A 17,235-nucleotide genomic window follows, 5' to 3' on the forward strand; every position below is an offset into this window, starting at 1 on the left:
TTGCTGGAGGAGGAATATTCTTGAATGAACAATTAACAAAACGTGCAAAGCGCTTTTTTAAATATGTTGAAGAATTTACGGCTTTGGAAAATCCTGCTGTCCGTTCGATAAAAGATTACAAACAGATTTGGAATATCAATGATTTATACTTGTACGAATTGCTTGATTCTAAAGTGCAGCTAAAGCAGCGAGCAGAGATACATAAACCTATTCTAGAGCAAACATTTCTGGTCGCACCCAAGCCATATCCCGAAATATCCCCAAAAATTGCCCTTATTTATAAAAAGGAACATACCGCACCTGTGTATAAACACGCTTTCCAACTAGAAGAGAATTTATTACAAAAAGAAGGAGCTAACTGGAATCATCATTCTAAAACTATAGAATGGACAAAGTGGGTTGTAAGAAAGAAGAATTACGATAAAGCCTGCAGCCTTTATAATGAGCTTTGTGAATGGGTTGAAAAACTCAAAGCTGATAGCGATTTAGAGGTTGTATTGGCAAAAGGCTTATTTAATTGGCGGAATGGAGAGCATGTGATCGAGTTGCCTGTATTCACACAATCACTTGCTTTAAATAAGAATAAAGATACCATTACAATTAATACGAAAGACGACACTTATTCCTTTGATCAGCATTTATTGGAGAACTTTTCAGAAGAGCAACAAACACAGGTTACAGCTTTGTTAGATAATATAGTACCAGACAAATTCTTTAATGATGAGTCTGAAATTCTAAATAAAATTGCCCCCTATTGTCATCCTGAAGCAGAGGTAGGGGATCAAGCACATGAGAAGAAACCAATACTAATCGATGAATCTTTCATTATTATCCGCCACAAAAATCAGATTCGTTTAAAAAAGGACTTACAAAACTTAGTACAAGACCTTGAACATGAAAATAGTGCGCCCACTGAAGCACTTTATTCAGTATTAGGCTTACCACAGAAAAAAAGAGAAAGTAGCAGCGTAGCCAAAGGACAACTATTTTTGCCGCTAGATGTACCAGAGGAACAAAAGCAAGTAGTAAAAAAGTTAGAACACATGAGTGCTATCAGTGTCCGAACGAGCAATAATTCTGCTAAGTCAGAAGCTATTAAGAACATAGTCGCCCATTACTTAGCTAATGGAAAAAAAGTGTTGGTAGCTACAAATCGAGAAGAGCTAGCTGCAATTAAGAATGATTTGCCCAAGCATCTTCATCCGTTATGCGTTCACATAACAAGCGACGTAAAAAACTCAAAAGAACAAATTGAGCAATCCATTCAAGTAGTAGGGGAACGGCTTGATAATACCAATATGCGAAAAGTGCTTGAAAAGGTAAAACAAAAGCAACTAAGACTTCAAATGAGTGTCGAGCAAAAGCAAGCAAGCTTAAATGAGCTACGGCAATATCATTTGTCTGAAGGAAAGCCTTTCCTATTCGAGAATAAAGAGTGGTATAAACATGACGTAGCCAAATATTTATCAACTGACTCAAAACCATTTGATTGGATTCGAGATGATTTGCCGCTTGTTATGAAATTCCCGCTTTCTCATGAAGAATGGAAAGAATTCGGTCGCATTCATAATTCTCTTACAAAAGAGGATACCATTTTGCTCCATACGACTGTTCCATCCCCTGGTGAAATGATGAATGAAGCGACCTTTAAAATATTGTTAGAAGAAGAACAAAAACTAGAAGAATCAATTGACGCACGCCATATCCTGCCGATTGAGTTAGAATCCTCAAAAAAATCAGCATTGCTTATTATGCAAGCTTATGTGGATGATATTCTAACAAATTATGAAATAGTGGAGGATGAAAGTGTTCATGGTTTCTTGGAGGATGTGTTAGGAGACGAAAAAAAGAAAGAGGATTGGAAGAATGTAATTGATCAAATTAAAGCATTAAATAATAAGGCGTTAGAGATGTATCATGAAATAAGTCATCATCAAATACGACTACCGAAGAAATTGACGGTTGATATTAAAAAAGATTTAAGAATGGTTAGAGACCGTATGCTTGCCGGAAAGAAGCCAAATGCACTTTTTATGTTGGGTAAAGGCAAAGCTACGCGATACTTATTTGAAACGCCTGTATTGAATGGAAAACCACTTCGCAATTTTGAGGATGTAGCAATTATGCTACGGTATATTGAATACCGCACGTTAATTACACAGCTATCTAGAATGTATAATGGCAAAATCAGTGAAGTTAGATTCCCGCAAATTGATATAAGGCACCCTCAATTCCCTCTAATTTTGCATGAAAAAATAGAATTGCTTGAACATCTTATAAATATTGCTGATACAGATATGGCCTTATCACAAAAATTGGTGTCAGAAAAGTTGGAGAAAACTAATCTATTTAATCAACTGTGTTATGAAAAATTAAAAATAGAAATCTCACATACACTAGCGTATTTAAAATATGAAAAATGGCAAGAAAATTTCTTTGATAGAACCCAACAGCTTCGTGCAATAGCTCAACTTAAACATATGCATCCAATTTATAATGCTTTTCTTAATGCAATGGTAAAAAAGGATCCTTCGAAATGGAAAGAACTTTTAACAGAGTTGAAAATACAACGAAAATTGCAGCAAGATATTCATAAATGGAAGCACTATATAGATTTATTATCTCACAGTCTGCCACTAACCGCAGGTGATTTAATTGATCTCCTAGGTGAAGCGAAGGTGCCAGAAGACGATGCTATTGAATCATTTGTGCTGAAAAAGATGGCGACATGGCTATCAGGTAGCAGACACTTGCAGCCGAATATATTACATGCAAAGTTGAAACAGGAAAGAGTACTTCAAAAGAAATTAACGGAAGAATTAATTCAGCCAGTCTCTTGGCTATCGACGCTAAAACAAATTACTCCAGAAGAAAAAACAGCAATCACAAATTGGCGTTTTTACAATAAAAAAATGAAAAAAGACAGAGCCAAATTTGCACCACATTTTAAACAGGAAGCGGACAATATTCTTAAACAAGCGCAGTCAGCTATTCCAGTATGGATAATGCCACTATCAGAGGTAACTAAATATTGGTCTGTTCCAGGGAATTATTTTGATGTTGTGATTGTCGACGGAATGGGAAGCCTTTCAGATCTCCAAGTATTATTGCGAGGAGAAAAAGCAATTATCTTTGGAGATGAGGCTACTACTAATAAATTGTCATCCAAATTAAGCCAAGAGGAAATTGCGGTACTAATGAACAATTACATTACAGATTTCCCGAATTACTCGTTGTATGATGGAACAATGTCTATGTTTGAAATTGCTCAACATCAATTACCAGACAAAGCAAAAATAGAATTACCGAATACTACATCCTTCATTCTAACGACCGAGGACCATGCGACATCATCTACCTTTGTAGCAGACTTGCAGAATGAACTGATGACGAGAGGGTATCGTTTCATGCCTACTATTAAAACAGGACCATTGACAATTGACTTGGCATTAGAGAGTTCTCATGGGCGCTTAGCGATCATATGTGGAGGAAGAAAATGGACTAATCATTCAGAAATTGATGAGTTAGAATGTTGCCAACATCAGATGGAGCAGGCTGGTTGGACATTCTGGCATATAAGCGGTAGAGAATACTACTTAGATCATTCAAAAACAATGGAGAAATTGCTTAGTCTTATAAACTTCATGAAAATCAAACCGCAGAATCTGGTTCAAAATCAACCAACTCCCAGTCTCCACTTTCAAATTAATCAAAAGCCTACTTCAGTGGACCAAAATTAAATGGTGAACTGATGATAATAGCTTTAAAGGAATATAGCATTTTGACTAGGGGGTTCTCTTAGTCAAAGTGCTTTTTTTGACCGCTTAACGTGTATGCTTTAATTAGATATTGCATAATAATGAATTTTACAGCTAAATGGAAGTCTTATCAGTCTTGTAAAAGGGGTGCTGTTTACATATATATTTATTTAGGACATTATAAGAATGTGAGAGAAGGTTGAACAGGTTAAAGTCAAACAACATTGTGTAGCTGTTCTGTTTGGATTATGTTTATATAAGAGAGGTGTAAATGAATGAAGCATGCGTTGATTGTTGGAGGAACAGGGATGTTATCAAACACATCTCTTTGGTTAGTGAGTAAAGGCTATCATGTATCTGTAATTGGACGGGATGCTAAACGAATGGAAAGCTTAATTAGCAAATCAATCGATTCATCACTCATGACACCTGTATTAGTGGACTATAATGACGAAACTCTTTTAACAGCGAAACTAAGAGAAACAATAGAATGTAATGGGCCAATTGATTTAGCCATAGCCTGGATACATTCTTATGCTGAAAGTGCATTAGAAGTAATTGCAAAAGAAATCTCAAATCAAAGCGACCAATACTGGCAGCTATTTCATATACTAGGGAGTAGTAAAAAACCAAATGAAGTAAAAGGTAAATTTAGTTTGCCTCACCCCACGCGTTATCGCCAGATACAGCTTGGATTCATCCTTGAAAATGGTCAATCGAGATGGCTTACAAATGATGAGATTTCACAAGGAGTAATAGATTCTATAAAAAACGGTAAATCTATTAATATCATAGGAACCGTTGAACCTTGGGGGAAACGACCTATATAGCATTTTTGACATGATATTCTGTTTTTAAAGACAACTATCTAAAGAGCTTATAAGTTCAAGGATAAATATGAATCAAAACATCATGTTATTCATATTTAAAGGAGCATATTTGTGATTAACTGGAAGTTAAAAGATGTAGATACATTAGAAAATCAAGGGAAATGGAATGAAGCTAAATCAATATTAATAAAATTGTGTAAAGATAACCCTTTAGAACCGAAATACTTTATTAGACTAGGTTTCTTATGCTGGTATCTATTAGTTGAAGGTCATACTCTAGATGGAGAAAGAGTCAATTCAAAAGAATTGGTTATTACTTTAGAGGAAGTTACTAGTTTTGGATTAGAAAATTTTAAGGATAATGAAAATTTTCTGTGGAGTTTTGGTTATATGATTTCTCAGTTTCCTTATTATTTTGGTGACTATTTCTCTTGGGAGAAGAAAGGATCTAAGATGTTGGAGCGTGCTTACAGATTATGCCCTAATGATCCAATTTTTAAATATTCTTATTTAGGCTCTTTTCCTAATACTTATAATAAGATTACCGTTGAACGTTTAAACGTTCAAGCTGTTTTAGATTATAGATTTCAAGGAACAGGATTGTTATCACAGTATTTTAAAGATATATGGAGTTAGTACAAATACAAATATTACTTATAAATGTTGATACATAAAACGAATTCAATGTAATAACATTTAGATAACAAAGTAGTTAAAGAAAGGAATAGCATGGCATTAGCTAATGCCATGCTAGGAAATTATAAAAAGTGATAGTTAATCTTTTCTTTTTAATTTTATTCTTAATAAGTATAGGATATATTTTTTATAGTATTAAATTGACAGAGAGGAAATTAAACAAACGGGGTTCGAACTATGTAAGCGGTGCTGATTTTTGGATTAACTTTATTTGCGGAATAATTGAGCTATTACCCTTTAAATACCGAAAATATTTTTTTATTACTCAATCAGTCCTTATATTAATCTTATTAATATTTCTATATTATACCTATCTTTCACGTTGAACGACTCTGGTATCCAATTGGTTGCTTAAGGATTGCATATCACACTTACATATTTATACTGGTCTAAAATAATGAAATTAAATAAAGGTAAAGGTAGGTGAGGGGAAGTTTATTAGTAGATTGCCTTGGTATGTAGTTAAAATTCTATTTATAATAATAGGTGTTTGTCTTTTTGTAAGTTGTATAGTTCATATCTAAGTTTTATAGTAATATTCATTGAAAAAGCCGGACTTTTATTGGAAGGCTAATTTAGCCTTCTATAGTAGTTTGGCTTTCTCAATTTTAAAAGATATTTATCACACACTTCTAAAAGTTTGGAGATAGCGGAAAGAGAGAGTAACCTCAATTATTGAAAGTAGATTTGTACTAATATTACAAATCTCTTTTCATTATCCAAGATCCCCCGGCATCTTCATAAACTTTGATAAATCCGTTCTTTTCATAAAGTCTTAAAGCATTTTGATTTAGAGGATCGACGCTTAACGATATAGCCGGATAACCAATAGAATGAGCAAACTGAATCATATTAAATAACAAATTTTTGCCGATTCCTTTCCCTCTATATTGATTCTTTATTGCCATTCCAAGCTCAGGTGTATTCTCATCCACAAAGCCATAGCCAGCATTATCTTGGTCTAATAACCTTATCCATACTGCTCCTAAAGCATTATTTTCTTTATCTATAGCAACTAGTGCATGGTCATTTTCTTTGCCCCAATTTATCAAGTATTTTTCTATATTGGGTTCTTTCAATATATCTAGACTAGGTGCAGGTTGACCTTCAGAAACAAATATAGACTGGTGCAGCATTTCCCATAAGAATGGAATATCTTTTTCCGTAGATGGTTTAATTGAATAATTCATGCTAGTCACTCCTTAAAAATCTAAAAACAAAGTTAAATATTTTTAATTCTTTGTTTAAAAACCTAGATTCGTCAAAAACTATTTTGTAGAGTTTATTTCATATAGATAGAAAACATAATCAGTAGGTACACCTGAGAAACCTTGTTGGCGTATCATAGCAGAAAGATTTCCGCGGTGATATGTTCCATGGTTGACTACATGTTGAACCAATTCGGAAAGATGAGTATTTAATCGTCCGAATTGAGGATGTTCAGGGGAAATTTCTTTATCCAAATCACTTTCACTATTAAGAAATCCTTGATATTCCTTTGCTAATTGATAAAACAACTTTTCCATTTCCTGTAGACCTTTATTCTTTGTATGCTCTTGTACTTGAGCGATTGAAGCTTGAATCTCACCCATAGTTTTTTGACGTATTACACCTAGCTAAATGGTATCGACCATATAAATATGATTAAAAGCCGCTGCAAGCGAAGGAAAAACACTTTGAACTTCCTGATTAAAAATTTCCTCAGGCAATTCCTTTAACCTTTCGAATAATTTGTTATTAGCCCAAACGTGATAATCATACAACTGTAATGCATGATGTTTTTTCATTTTTATTCCTCCAACAATTTTTCAATATAGTAAAAACCTTATCTTTACATATCAGATGTGGAAGTGGATAGGGATATCCTATATATTCTACTAATTTATTGAAATTCCTTCATGTTCAGAAATTAAAAGTACAATACATCTCTATTCGCCAATTGTATAAATACAAAGTATCGAAAGTAATATGTATTTAACCTTAATTCATTTAATTCTTAATCAATCTACTCATAAAATAGATTTAATATAACTCTTAATTTGAAATAAATAGAAGTATTAAAGTATGATGGACTCAAGTATTACTAAACGGGTGGGAAAATATGAGATATTATTTCCAGAGCTATAAACAGGTGCTGAAAAAAGACATTATGTTAGTTTTAATTGCTTTGGTTTTGTTATTCTTTACATTTGGCTATTGGTTGGTAATTCCAGTCTTTTACGTTAGTCTTAAAATTTCAAATATAACTAATAGTATTATTATTAATTATTTATGTATATTATTTTCAGTAGGTTTATTATTTTCTTTATATTTTTTACCGATAAATTTAAAGGTTGCGAGAAATATAGCAATTTCAAAGAAGCATAGTTTTCTTAGCTGTTTTCTAATGATAGAAGTAGTGTGGATAGTAGTTGCTGCTATACTTTTTGGAATAGCTATAATAATTTTTCTTCATTTAAATTATATATAACTAAAGAAAGTTTAATGAAATCACTTCTACTATGATAGTATTGGATTTATTAAAAGGGGGTATTTAAATGACACCAGAACAAATTGTTAGAGAATTTTTTAAAGAAGTACGATCAGGTAATAATCCTGATTACTCAGATCAATTTATGGCAGAACAAGTATATGCCCATCAAATTGTATCTGAAGAGGAACAAACAGTGGTGAGAACACCTAAGGATTATGCTGAACATGTAAGAGAAATGATTGAAGTATATGGTGATTTTTCATTAGAGATTCAAGAATTTTTAGTAGATGGAAATAAGGTATATGTTCGATGGAAACAAAAAGGTACGCACGTAGGAGAAATCGATGGATATCTACCTACAGGCCTCCCAATATTACAAATGGCAAGTGCGGTATATAGAATAGAAAATGAAAAAATTTCTGAGTATTGGATTCAGATTGATAGGTTAGGTACTCATAAACAGTTAGAATCCAATAAACTCTCGTTCATCTAAGGAGTACATAATTAAAGTATTATAAGCAAAGACAAGTTTCTCTTTGTATAATAAAAGTCTCTTGTGTTGCTCACCTGTTAGACAGAAAAAAACAAACCCCTTAATATATCAAGGGGTTTGAAGAGTATCTTAATGCCCTTAACAGGATTCGAACCTGCGACCTAAAGTTTAGGAAACTTTTGCTCTATCCTACTGAGCTATAAGGGCGTAGCAATATGTTAACAATCACTATTCTACTATAAAAACTTCAAACGAAAAAGTATTTTTTTCGAAAATCGAAAAAAGCATTGGATTATTGTCAATCCAATGCCTTATTAATTATTTTTTCTTTATTTCGACTCTGTGTTTTGTGATGGCAACTTTTTCATCATCACTTAAATTAGTGAAAACTACAGAAGAGATAATGGAAGGAACCTTCTTTTTGATTGTATTAAAATCGACATCCATTAAACGATCACCTTTTTTGACTTTTTGTCCGTCTTTAACAAAGGGAGTAAAGCCAAGCCCATTTAAAGCGACAGTTTCAAGACCTATATGGAGCAGGATTTCTCTTCCTTGATCGTCTAATAAGTTGATAGCGTGCTTTGTTGGAAAGACACTGATGACCTTCCCATTTACAGGTGATACTACTGTAGAATTTGTAGGAACAATGGCAAAACCATCTCCCATCATTTTTTGTGAGAAGACAGGATCTGGCACTTCTTCTATGGGGATAATTCTTCCTTCCAATGGCATTGTCAATGATGAATCTTCAATGGTATCCTTTTTAAAAAAGCCTTTAAACATATTTAAACCGCCTTTCATCTTTTTAACGTCTATATTCCCATTTCTGTTAAAAAGTAAAAGTGTTTTGTAGGAGGAAACAATACGTGACAATTAATGAAATTGCCAAACGAGCGAATGTCTCGAGGACAACCGTATCCCGTGTAATTAATGGGACTGGTTATGTTCGGGATGAGTTAAAGAAGCGGGTGTTACAGGTAATAGAAGAAACAGGCTATATTCCAAGTGAAAATGCTAAATCATTACGTACAAAAAAGACCAATATTATAGGTGTGATTCTACCAAAAATCAGTACAGAAACATCGAGCCGTTTGATGAATGGTATCGATCAAGTATTGGCACCAAAGGGTTATCAAATACTATTGACTATTACGAATCAAGAACCTGCAAAAGAAATTGATTTTTTGCATTTGTTGAAGGGAAGAAATGTTGATGGCATTATTCTTTCTGCAACTCATATAGATGAAGCTTTGCGTGAAGAAATAAAAAAATTAAAAATGCCCTTTGTTATGGTTGGCCAAGAAATGGAGGGAACAGCGGGCGTTGTGTTAGACGACTTTCAGGCAACATACGATTTGGTAAAACTATTCATTGAGAGAGGTCATAATGAAATTGGTTTTATTGGAGTTACAGAAGAGGATCGAGCAGTGGGTTACCTGCGCAAATTGGGCTACCTGAAAGCTTTGAAAGATAATGGTCTAGAAATAAAACACCATTGGATACAAGAAGGTAATTTTGATGCTGCTTCTGGTTTTCAAGCGACCGAAAACATGGCTGAAGAAGGAGAGCTTCCATCGGCTATTATAGCAGTAACGGATCGTTTGGCTATTGGTGCAATGCAATATGCGAAGGGACAGGGGCTGTCAATCCCAAGCCAATTGGCAATAGCTGGTATGGGTGCTTCTGAAATCTCAACTTATATAGAGCCACAATTAACAACAGTTGATTTCTCACAAGTTGATGCTGGGGTAGAAGCTGCTGGCATTTTACTGGAGCAACTTAGTGGCCAGAAAACAGACACAGTAACAGTCAAAAATAATTATAGAATTCTTGTAAGAGAAAGTATATAATGTGGGGGTAATTGTACAAGCCCTCTTTTTTTCATTTGTAAGGAATCGATTCCATAACTAACAACATAAGATGGAAATGAAAGCGTTGAACTTGTTACAGAGATAACAGTTTAAGATGTTTAATATTGTAAAAAGAGTGGAATCGTTTTCAATAAGAAAAAAGGGGTGGGTATATGTCTGAAAATCGGCAAATTGCTGAGGAAGTAATAGAAGCAGTTGGGGGAAAGGATAATATTGAATCTGTTGCTCACTGTGCAACTCGGTTGCGCTTAATGGTGGCAGACAAAAGTAAAATTGACCAAAAAAAAGTGGAGTCAATCGCAAAAGTAAAGGGTGCCTTTTTTAATTCTGGCCAATATCAAATTATTTTTGGGACTGGTACAGTCAATCGCATCTATGATGAAGTGACTCAGTTTGGCTTTACGACACGATCTGCTTCTGAGCAGAAAAAAGAAGCAAGGAAAAAAGGATCTCGACTACAGCGTATGATTCGAACATTTGGTGATGTTTTTGTCCCTATTATTCCAGTACTTGTAGCTACAGGATTGTTTATGGGTGTGCGTGGACTTGTCATGCAAGAGCAAATATTGGGGCTCTTTGGCATGAAGCCTGACGATGTTTCGGAGAATTTCATTTTATATACACAGGTTTTAACGGATACTGCATTTATATTTTTACCTGCATTGGTTGCATGGTCTACATTCAAAGTATTTGGCGGTACACCGATCATTGGACTTGTGCTAGGGTTAATGCTTGTCAGCCCTTCATTACCGAATGCCTGGGATGTTGCAGGTGGCGATGTAAAGCCGATACACTTTTTCGGATTTATTCCAGTCGTTGGCTACCAAGCTTCTGTTATTCCTGCATTTATAGCTGGGCTCATCGGTGCAAAGCTTGAAAAGTTTTTGCGTAAGCGCATACCCGAGATTCTAGACCTTATTTTAACGCCGTTCTTAACTTTGCTTGTAATGAGTGTTTTATCACTGCTCATTATCGGCCCAATTTTCCACTCTGTTGAGCAATGGATTTTATCAGCAGCGACTGTTATATTATCTTGGCCATATGGAATTAGTGGTATTTTGCTCGGTGGGCTCAATCAGTTAATCGTTATTACTGGTGTGCACCATATATTCAATATGCTTGAAATTCAACTATTATCGAAGTATCATGATAATCCCTACAATGCAATCGTGACCTGCGCTGCTGCTGCTCAAGCTGGCGCAACATTAGCAGTTGCTTTAAAAACCAAATCGGCTAAATTAAAGGCTCTTGCTTTTCCTTCGTCACTATCTGCTTTTTTAGGGATTACGGAACCTGCTATTTTTGGCGTCAACTTGCGTTACGGTAAGCCATTCCTTATGGGATTAATCGGCGGAGCGGTAGGAGGATTTTTCTCATCCTTACTCGGCTTAAAGGGAACAGGGATGGCTATTACGGTATTGCCCGGAACGCTGCTGTATTTAAATGGTCAGGTCTTCCAATATATCTTTGTAAACTTACTGGCCGTTGCGGTAGCCTTCATCTTGACATGGTGGTTCGGCTATTCAGATGATGCCAAAGAAGAAAGTAATGAATAGATTAGTAGTGAGGCAAGGTTTCTCTTGTTCTCACTTTAAAAATATATAGTAGTACGGAGGTTCGTTTTGCCATGTCAGAACAATTTGGCCACCTGATTAATCGAGCTTATGACGAAGTAAAAAAATATAAAGAATTAGTGCTAAGTGATCCTTATCGTTTATCCTATCATTTAATGCCATCTGTCGGATTTTTAAATGATCCTAATGGTTTAATACAATACAAAGGTTTTTACCACGTTTTTTACCAATGGAATCCATTCGGTACTATGCATGGTTCAAAGTTTTGGGGACATTTCTCATCACCAGACCTAGTGCATTGGCAAGAGGAGCCTATAGCTCTTGCGCCTACAGAATGGTATGACAAAGACGGCTGCTATTCAGGAAGCGCTGTTTGTGATGATGGCCATCTTTACCTCATTTATACTGGTAATGTTAAAGGAGAAAATGGTGAAAGGGAAACGTACCAATGCTTAGCAGTTTCGACAGATGGCGTGAATTTTGAAAAAAAAGGTCCTATTCTTCGAGTGCCTGAGGGATATACAGCACATTTCAGAGATCCAAAAGTTTGGAAACATGAAGGACAATGGTATATGATACTAGGTGCTCAAAATCTGGAGGAAAAGGGCTCTGCTGTATTATTTACTTCACCAGATCTTTATCAATGGGAAATGATTGGTGGCATAGCAGGTGCTGGTATAAATGGTTTGGAGGAGTTGGGATATATGTGGGAATGTCCGGATTTATTCCCACTCAATGACCAACATATTCTATTGATTTCTCCACAGTCTTTAATAAAAAATGGAGAAATGGCTCAAGAGTTGTTCCAATCAGGCTATTTTAATGGTGAGTTTTTGTATGAAACCCATCAATTCAAGCATGGTCCTTTTAAGTTATTGGATTATGGATTTGATTTTTATGCTCCGCAAACCTTTAAAGATATACACGGAAGAACAATCCTTTTTGGTTGGATGGGTATTACCAATGAGATAGAACAGCTCCAGCCAACTATTCCCAATAAGTGGCTGCATGCTTTAACAATGCCAAGGGAGCTTCAGTGGAGAAATGGACGCATATTCCAAAGACCACTGGAGGAGTTGCAATTGTTGCGTAACAATGAAGTGTTGTATAAGGATATACAGATGAAACAGCAAGCTATTCAATTCGAGGGTATTCAAGGCACTTCTGCTGAGCTATTTATAGAGTTCTCTCCGAGAGAGTGTCACGATTTCCAGATTGACCTACGCCATGAAGCAAGGTTGACCTATGATGATCAAACAAAAGAAGTAACGCTATATAGAAGGAATATTGATAATAGTGGAGAGCAATCTAGAAAGTGCAAAATTGAAGGTCTGTCCAATCTTCATTTCTTTATGGATGAGTCGTCTATAGAAATATTTATTAACGATGGCGGTGAAGTGATGACAGCCCGCTATTTCCCAAAACCTGAGGATCACTCTATTACTTTTGAAGGTGATGCTACGTTTAGTATTACTAAATGGGATCTTCTCCAACATAAGAATGAAGAGTCCTCACCTCAACAGGAGTTGATATTTGCATGAATGGTGTTCTATGTTTCGGCGAAGCGCTTATCGATTTTATACCGTTAAATGAAGATAATATAACCTATCACAAAGCTCCAGGAGGTGCCCCTGCCAATGTTTCAGTAGGTATTGCTAAACTTGGCGGGCATGCTACATTCTTAGGTAAGGTAGGGGAGGATGTATTAGGTCGATTTTTGCAAGAGACATTAACAGACTACAAAGTGAATACAAACCACTTAATGTTTTCAGCAGAAGCTAGGACTGGATTGACTTTCGTTACATTAGACCCTTCCGGTGAGCGACATTTTAGTTTTTATATTCAACCAAGCGCAGATCAGCTGATTACAAAAGATGAAATTAATGCTGAGCTCTTTGTAAACCATAATATTTTCCACTTTGGATCTATTTCTCAAATCAATGAACCATCCAAATCAGCAACAATGCAAGCAATACGGTTAGCTAAAGAAAATCATATGACTATTTCTTACGATCCTAATTATCGTGAAAGTCTATGGCTACATGAAAATGATGCAAGAGAAATAATCTTATCTACAATCCCATTGGTGGATGTGTTGAAAGTATCCGACGAGGAGCTAACATTTTTAACTGGCTGCAAGACAATTGAAGAAGGGATAAAACGGTTACCGAATATCCCGCTGGTCTTGATAACAATGGGGAGCAATGGTTGTATGTATTGTTTTAAAGAACAATTTGGCCATGTATCTGCGATAAAAGCGAAGGCGATCGACACGACTGGCGCTGGAGATGCATTTGTATCGGGCATACTCTATTCCTTATATACCTCACAACAGCCGCTACAGCAATTGGTTGTAGAAGAATTGGAAGCAATGATTCGTTTTGCAAGTATATCTGGTGGCTTGGCTACAATGAAAAAAGGGGCGATGTCTGGATTGCCCACATTAGAAGAAATTCAATCCTATCAATTAGATGTTGATTAGTACTACCTCCATTAGAGTATTCAACAACCAAATATGTGTGAATTGTGAATGAAAGGAATGCCCACTGGCCAATCTAACCAGTGGGCAGTTTTTTTATTGAAGTGTTTTGGCTTCTTTTAACTCAGCGATATCAACCTCTGAACGCTCTTCTAATGAACGTCTTAAATGGACGGTTGCTGTTTTTTCATTTACTAATTTGTCTATCCAGACAGAAACACAATTATACGTTACTTCAAATTCCTGCGGAGAGGCGACTATTTCTTGTGCGCGTTGATAATCCAAAGTAGTATCCCCCTAGTCTATAATGTAGGTTTTGATGCATTTTTTGTTTTGTGTTTATAGGCTTTCTCAAGCTCCAATAATTCTTCTGCCGTTTCTTCTTTGACTTGTTTTGGTGCAATAAGTTGATTTTTAGGCGTTTGAGCCATACGTCCTGAATTATGGCTTCTACCTTGCTTATTGTCTCTTCCCATTTTGGCATTCTCCTTCCTTTTATAAAAGCATTCTTAATATGGCATGATGTTTTTGCTTTTATCCATAAAGGCTACGGGGAATAGAAAAACCGCAGCAAATAAATGCTGCGGCGATAAGATTAACGATTTAAATTGAGTTGGAAAATGCCAAATCCTCGTACATCCGTTTTACCTGTATAAGTGAATAAGCTTCCTTCTTTAATATAATCCACAGCTTGCGGTGAAGTTGTGAATGTTACATTTACTTTTTGAGCAATTGGCGCGATGGACCAGTTATTGTCTGCTGTAGGTGTAATTTCTTTAACTTCAGAAATATAGTCCATTAGAATTTGACGGTTTTCATCTGCTGAGTCTACTACTAATTCACTCTCTGAAATGCCAGGGAAATGACCGCCGCCACTTGCACGATAGTTGTTTGTTACCACAATGAATTCTTGATTTGGATCAATTGGTTTTCCATCATACGTTAAGTTGACGATACGGCTTGAAGTAGGATTTTCCAACTGTCCAGTAGTTGAGTATTTCGCAGGCTTTGTAACATCGATTTGATATTGGACGCCATCGATTACATCAAAGTTATATACTGGGAAGGTTGGATTTAATAATGATTGTTCTGTTGTTTTAGATGTATCAATCGTATTGAATGCTCCTGCAACCATTTCTAGCCATTCTTTTACATTAGAGCCTTTCACTTTTAAAGCTTTAAGCGTATTATCATATAAATACAAATCGCCGGCACTACGTATTGTTAAGTCGCCTTTTTTGATATCTGTGTATTCGTCTTTACCATTACGACCTGCTTTAAATGGTGCGCCAACAGATAAAATTGGCAAATCTTTTAACTCTGGTTTATTTAAAGCAACATATTTTTCAACAAACCATTTTTGTGCACTTGTTACAACTTGGATAGATGGATCATCTTGGACTAGTGCGAAATAGCTGTAGATATCGTCAGTTGTTTTGCCAATTGGTGTGTTGATATATTTAAGTGTTGCTTCATGGTCTTTTAAGATTGCTTTTTTAATCTTTTCATCTGCTTTTTCTTCAAGAACTGATCGTGTTTGCGCTTGTGTTTTAGATTTTGTAATCGCCCATTTTCCTTTGATCTTCTTCAAAGTTAAGTCGATAATTCCTAATGCGCCGCCACCAAAGCCAGCTTGTACTGCAGGTACACCGTTAATTGTTCCTTTTTTGTTATCTACACCTTTCGCAGCATTGCCTTGTTCATCCTTAAAGATAGAGTCTAAACTAGCAATATCCTTTGCTGGGAAGACTTTATGCGTATGTGAGAAAGTTATAGCATCAATTCCTTTTACTTTGCTTAATGCATAGATTGTATCTTCTGTATTTGTCACATCTTTGTTAAAGCCAGAGTGAGGCATTGCGATGACAACATCTGCGCCTTTCTTTTTCATAATCGGCACATATTTCTTTGCAGTTTCAACAATTCCCTTTACAATTACTTTGTCATTTAGATTAGCTTTATCCCATTCGCTGATTTGAGGCGGTACAAAGCCGATATAACCAACTTTGATGGTTTGTGTTTTTCCTGATTCGTCTTTTACTTTTTTGTTGACGATTTTGTATGGTGTAAATTGATTTTTATCATTATTCGGATTATTATCGTGATCATCTTTGTATACATTTGCATTTACAAAACCAAATGTCGCATCATTATAAACTTCTTTTAGGAAATTTAGACCGAAGTTGAATTCATGATTTCCAAGTGAAGCCATGTCATATTTCATAATGTTCATCGCTTTTATCATGGGATGGACTTCATTCTTTTTCAATGGATCGATTGTTGCTTTGTATGTTCCAAGCGGTGTTCCTTGAATAAGATCTCCGTTATCTACCAATACAGAGTTCTTCACTTCTTTACGAGCTTTATTGACAAGCGTTGCTGTTTTCGCCAATCCTAATTGAGGAGCTACGTTATTTTTGTAATAGTCAAAGTCTAATAAGTTCGTATGCACATCCGTTGTTTCCATGATCCGAAGTTTTACCTGTGATTGTACTTTAGTTTTTGCCGTTTTAGCTTGCGCTTCTGTATCCAATATCGGTGTTAATGAAGATGCAATTAGACTTAGAGCAAGTGCGCTTGATAAAACTTTAAGGCCTTGGAACTTTTTTGTTGATTTCATACATTTCACCCATCCCTTTTCATTTTTTAAACCCCTTCAAAATATACCATAGAAAATATACTGATAAATTAGCATTTTTCCTCCAAAACAAAAACAGTAAAATATACATAATAAGCGTTTCTGACTAAACAAGTAAATAGTATCGGAGGACTAAAGTGGGATGTTCGTTTTAAAGAAAAAATAGTTAAAAAAGGTTTAATCAATAGAATATCTACATTTGAGTTAGGAAGAATACACTCCAACTATTTTATTTCTTAGACAAGCTTCTTCTTATTCTTAATCTTGTGTTAAGAAAAAATAAAACTCGTATGACCATTCTATTGGTATTTTTATTCTTTGCTAGAAATTTGTATAATTAGTAGGTATAATGTATCTGAAAGAAGAACTGATTTTAAAAAACTATTTTGTAATCTTCCTAACAGACAACTTTTTTCCTAT

At 35.3% G+C, this 17,235-nt stretch carries 13 protein-coding genes, 1 tRNA gene and 1 pseudogene; 8 read left to right on the top strand and 7 right to left on the bottom strand.

What is annotated here, in order from left to right:
- Positions 1-20 precede the first annotated feature (20 nt).
- From RCJ93_RS02590 to RCJ93_RS02600, 3 genes are all read left to right on the top strand, one after another.
- On the top strand, positions 21-3,740 hold the full coding sequence (locus tag RCJ93_RS02590; protein ID WP_446738318.1) for a hypothetical protein: 3,720 nt from the start codon (positions 21-23) through the stop codon (positions 3,738-3,740).
- Positions 3,741-4,033: 293 nt separating this feature from the next.
- A complete protein-coding gene (locus RCJ93_RS02595) occupies positions 4,034-4,588 on the top strand; it encodes a short-chain dehydrogenase (protein ID WP_446738319.1) in 555 nt (184 codons plus the stop codon).
- Between the two features lie 111 nt (positions 4,589-4,699).
- The gene (locus RCJ93_RS02600; protein ID WP_446738320.1) at positions 4,700-5,224 is read left to right on the top strand and encodes a hypothetical protein; all 525 of its coding nucleotides are present in this window, start codon (positions 4,700-4,702) and stop codon (positions 5,222-5,224) included.
- Positions 5,225-5,982: 758 nt separating this feature from the next.
- Here RCJ93_RS02600 and RCJ93_RS02605 read toward each other — a convergent pair.
- Together RCJ93_RS02605 and RCJ93_RS02610 are read right to left on the bottom strand one after the other, a co-directional pair.
- Positions 5,983-6,474 carry an N-acetyltransferase family protein gene (locus tag RCJ93_RS02605; protein ID WP_446738321.1) on the bottom strand — a complete coding sequence of 164 codons (492 nt, stop codon included), beginning with the start codon at positions 6,472-6,474 and terminating at the stop codon, positions 5,983-5,985.
- A 78-nt stretch (positions 6,475-6,552) separates the two neighbouring features.
- A pseudogene (locus RCJ93_RS02610) lies at positions 6,553-7,071 on the bottom strand (DinB family protein).
- A 750-nt stretch (positions 7,072-7,821) separates the two neighbouring features.
- On the opposite strand from RCJ93_RS02610, the gene RCJ93_RS02615 reads away from it, so the two are divergent.
- Positions 7,822-8,250 carry an ester cyclase gene (locus tag RCJ93_RS02615; protein WP_446738322.1) on the top strand — a complete coding sequence of 143 codons (429 nt, stop codon included), beginning with the start codon at positions 7,822-7,824 and terminating at the stop codon, positions 8,248-8,250.
- Between the two features lie 133 nt (positions 8,251-8,383).
- Here the strand turns inward: RCJ93_RS02615 and RCJ93_RS02620 are convergent.
- Together RCJ93_RS02620 and RCJ93_RS02625 are read right to left on the bottom strand one after the other, a co-directional pair.
- A tRNA-Arg gene (locus tag RCJ93_RS02620) sits at positions 8,384-8,457 on the bottom strand.
- A 111-nt stretch (positions 8,458-8,568) separates the two neighbouring features.
- Positions 8,569-9,036 carry a PTS sugar transporter subunit IIA gene (locus RCJ93_RS02625; RefSeq protein WP_150284551.1) on the bottom strand — a complete coding sequence of 156 codons (468 nt, stop codon included), beginning with the start codon at positions 9,034-9,036 and terminating at the stop codon, positions 8,569-8,571.
- A gap of 83 nt (positions 9,037-9,119) precedes the next feature.
- Here RCJ93_RS02625 and RCJ93_RS02630 point away from each other — a divergent pair, with 83 nt between their 5' ends.
- The 4 genes from RCJ93_RS02630 (at position 9,120) to RCJ93_RS02645 (ending at position 14,180) form a co-directional block, all read left to right on the top strand.
- Entirely contained in the window at positions 9,120-10,103 is a 984-nt protein-coding gene (locus RCJ93_RS02630; protein WP_150284550.1) for a LacI family DNA-binding transcriptional regulator, read from the top strand.
- A 173-nt stretch (positions 10,104-10,276) separates the two neighbouring features.
- Positions 10,277-11,680, top strand: a complete 1,404-nt coding sequence (locus tag RCJ93_RS02635; RefSeq protein ID WP_150284549.1) for a sucrose-specific PTS transporter subunit IIBC — start codon at positions 10,277-10,279, stop codon at positions 11,678-11,680.
- Between the two features lie 71 nt (positions 11,681-11,751).
- Complete coding sequence (locus tag RCJ93_RS02640) at positions 11,752-13,239, top strand: glycoside hydrolase family 32 protein (RefSeq protein ID WP_150284548.1); 1,488 nt, start codon at positions 11,752-11,754, stop codon at positions 13,237-13,239.
- Positions 13,236-14,180 carry an aminoimidazole riboside kinase gene (locus RCJ93_RS02645; protein WP_446738323.1) on the top strand — a complete coding sequence of 315 codons (945 nt, stop codon included), beginning with the start codon at positions 13,236-13,238 and terminating at the stop codon, positions 14,178-14,180. The genes RCJ93_RS02640 and RCJ93_RS02645 overlap by 4 nt, the downstream gene beginning before the upstream one ends.
- 93 nt (positions 14,181-14,273) lie before the next feature.
- On the opposite strand, the gene RCJ93_RS02650 is transcribed toward RCJ93_RS02645, so the two are convergent.
- The 3 genes from RCJ93_RS02650 to RCJ93_RS02660 form a co-directional block, all read right to left on the bottom strand.
- Positions 14,274-14,462 carry a small, acid-soluble spore protein, H family gene (locus RCJ93_RS02650; protein WP_446738324.1) on the bottom strand — a complete coding sequence of 63 codons (189 nt, stop codon included), beginning with the start codon at positions 14,460-14,462 and terminating at the stop codon, positions 14,274-14,276.
- Positions 14,463-14,479: 17 nt separating this feature from the next.
- Complete coding sequence (locus RCJ93_RS02655) at positions 14,480-14,653, bottom strand: hypothetical protein (protein WP_190323423.1); 174 nt, start codon at positions 14,651-14,653, stop codon at positions 14,480-14,482.
- A gap of 119 nt (positions 14,654-14,772) precedes the next feature.
- Positions 14,773-16,797, bottom strand: coding sequence for a bifunctional 2',3'-cyclic-nucleotide 2'-phosphodiesterase/3'-nucleotidase (locus RCJ93_RS02660; RefSeq protein WP_446738325.1), 2,025 nt, complete (start codon positions 16,795-16,797; stop codon positions 14,773-14,775).
- Positions 16,798-17,235 lie beyond the last annotated feature (438 nt).

The organism is Rummeliibacillus sp. BSL5, from assembly GCF_052928305.1.

Coding starts and splice junctions, on each gene's coding strand:
- RCJ93_RS02595 (WP_446738319.1), top strand. CDS start 4,034: ATGAAGCATGCGTTGATTGTTGGAGGAACAGGGATGTTATCAAACACA.
- RCJ93_RS02605 (WP_446738321.1), bottom strand. CDS start 6,474: ATGAATTATTCAATTAAACCATCTACGGAAAAAGATATTCCATTCTTA.
- RCJ93_RS02615 (WP_446738322.1), top strand. CDS start 7,822: ATGACACCAGAACAAATTGTTAGAGAATTTTTTAAAGAAGTACGATCA.
- RCJ93_RS02625 (WP_150284551.1), bottom strand. CDS start 9,036: ATGTTTAAAGGCTTTTTTAAAAAGGATACCATTGAAGATTCATCATTG.
- RCJ93_RS02635 (WP_150284549.1), top strand. CDS start 10,277: ATGTCTGAAAATCGGCAAATTGCTGAGGAAGTAATAGAAGCAGTTGGG.
- RCJ93_RS02640 (WP_150284548.1), top strand. CDS start 11,752: ATGTCAGAACAATTTGGCCACCTGATTAATCGAGCTTATGACGAAGTA.
- RCJ93_RS02645 (WP_446738323.1), top strand. CDS start 13,236: ATGAATGGTGTTCTATGTTTCGGCGAAGCGCTTATCGATTTTATACCG.
- RCJ93_RS02655 (WP_190323423.1), bottom strand. CDS start 14,653: ATGGGAAGAGACAATAAGCAAGGTAGAAGCCATAATTCAGGACGTATG.
- RCJ93_RS02660 (WP_446738325.1), bottom strand. CDS start 16,797: ATGAAATCAACAAAAAAGTTCCAAGGCCTTAAAGTTTTATCAAGCGCA.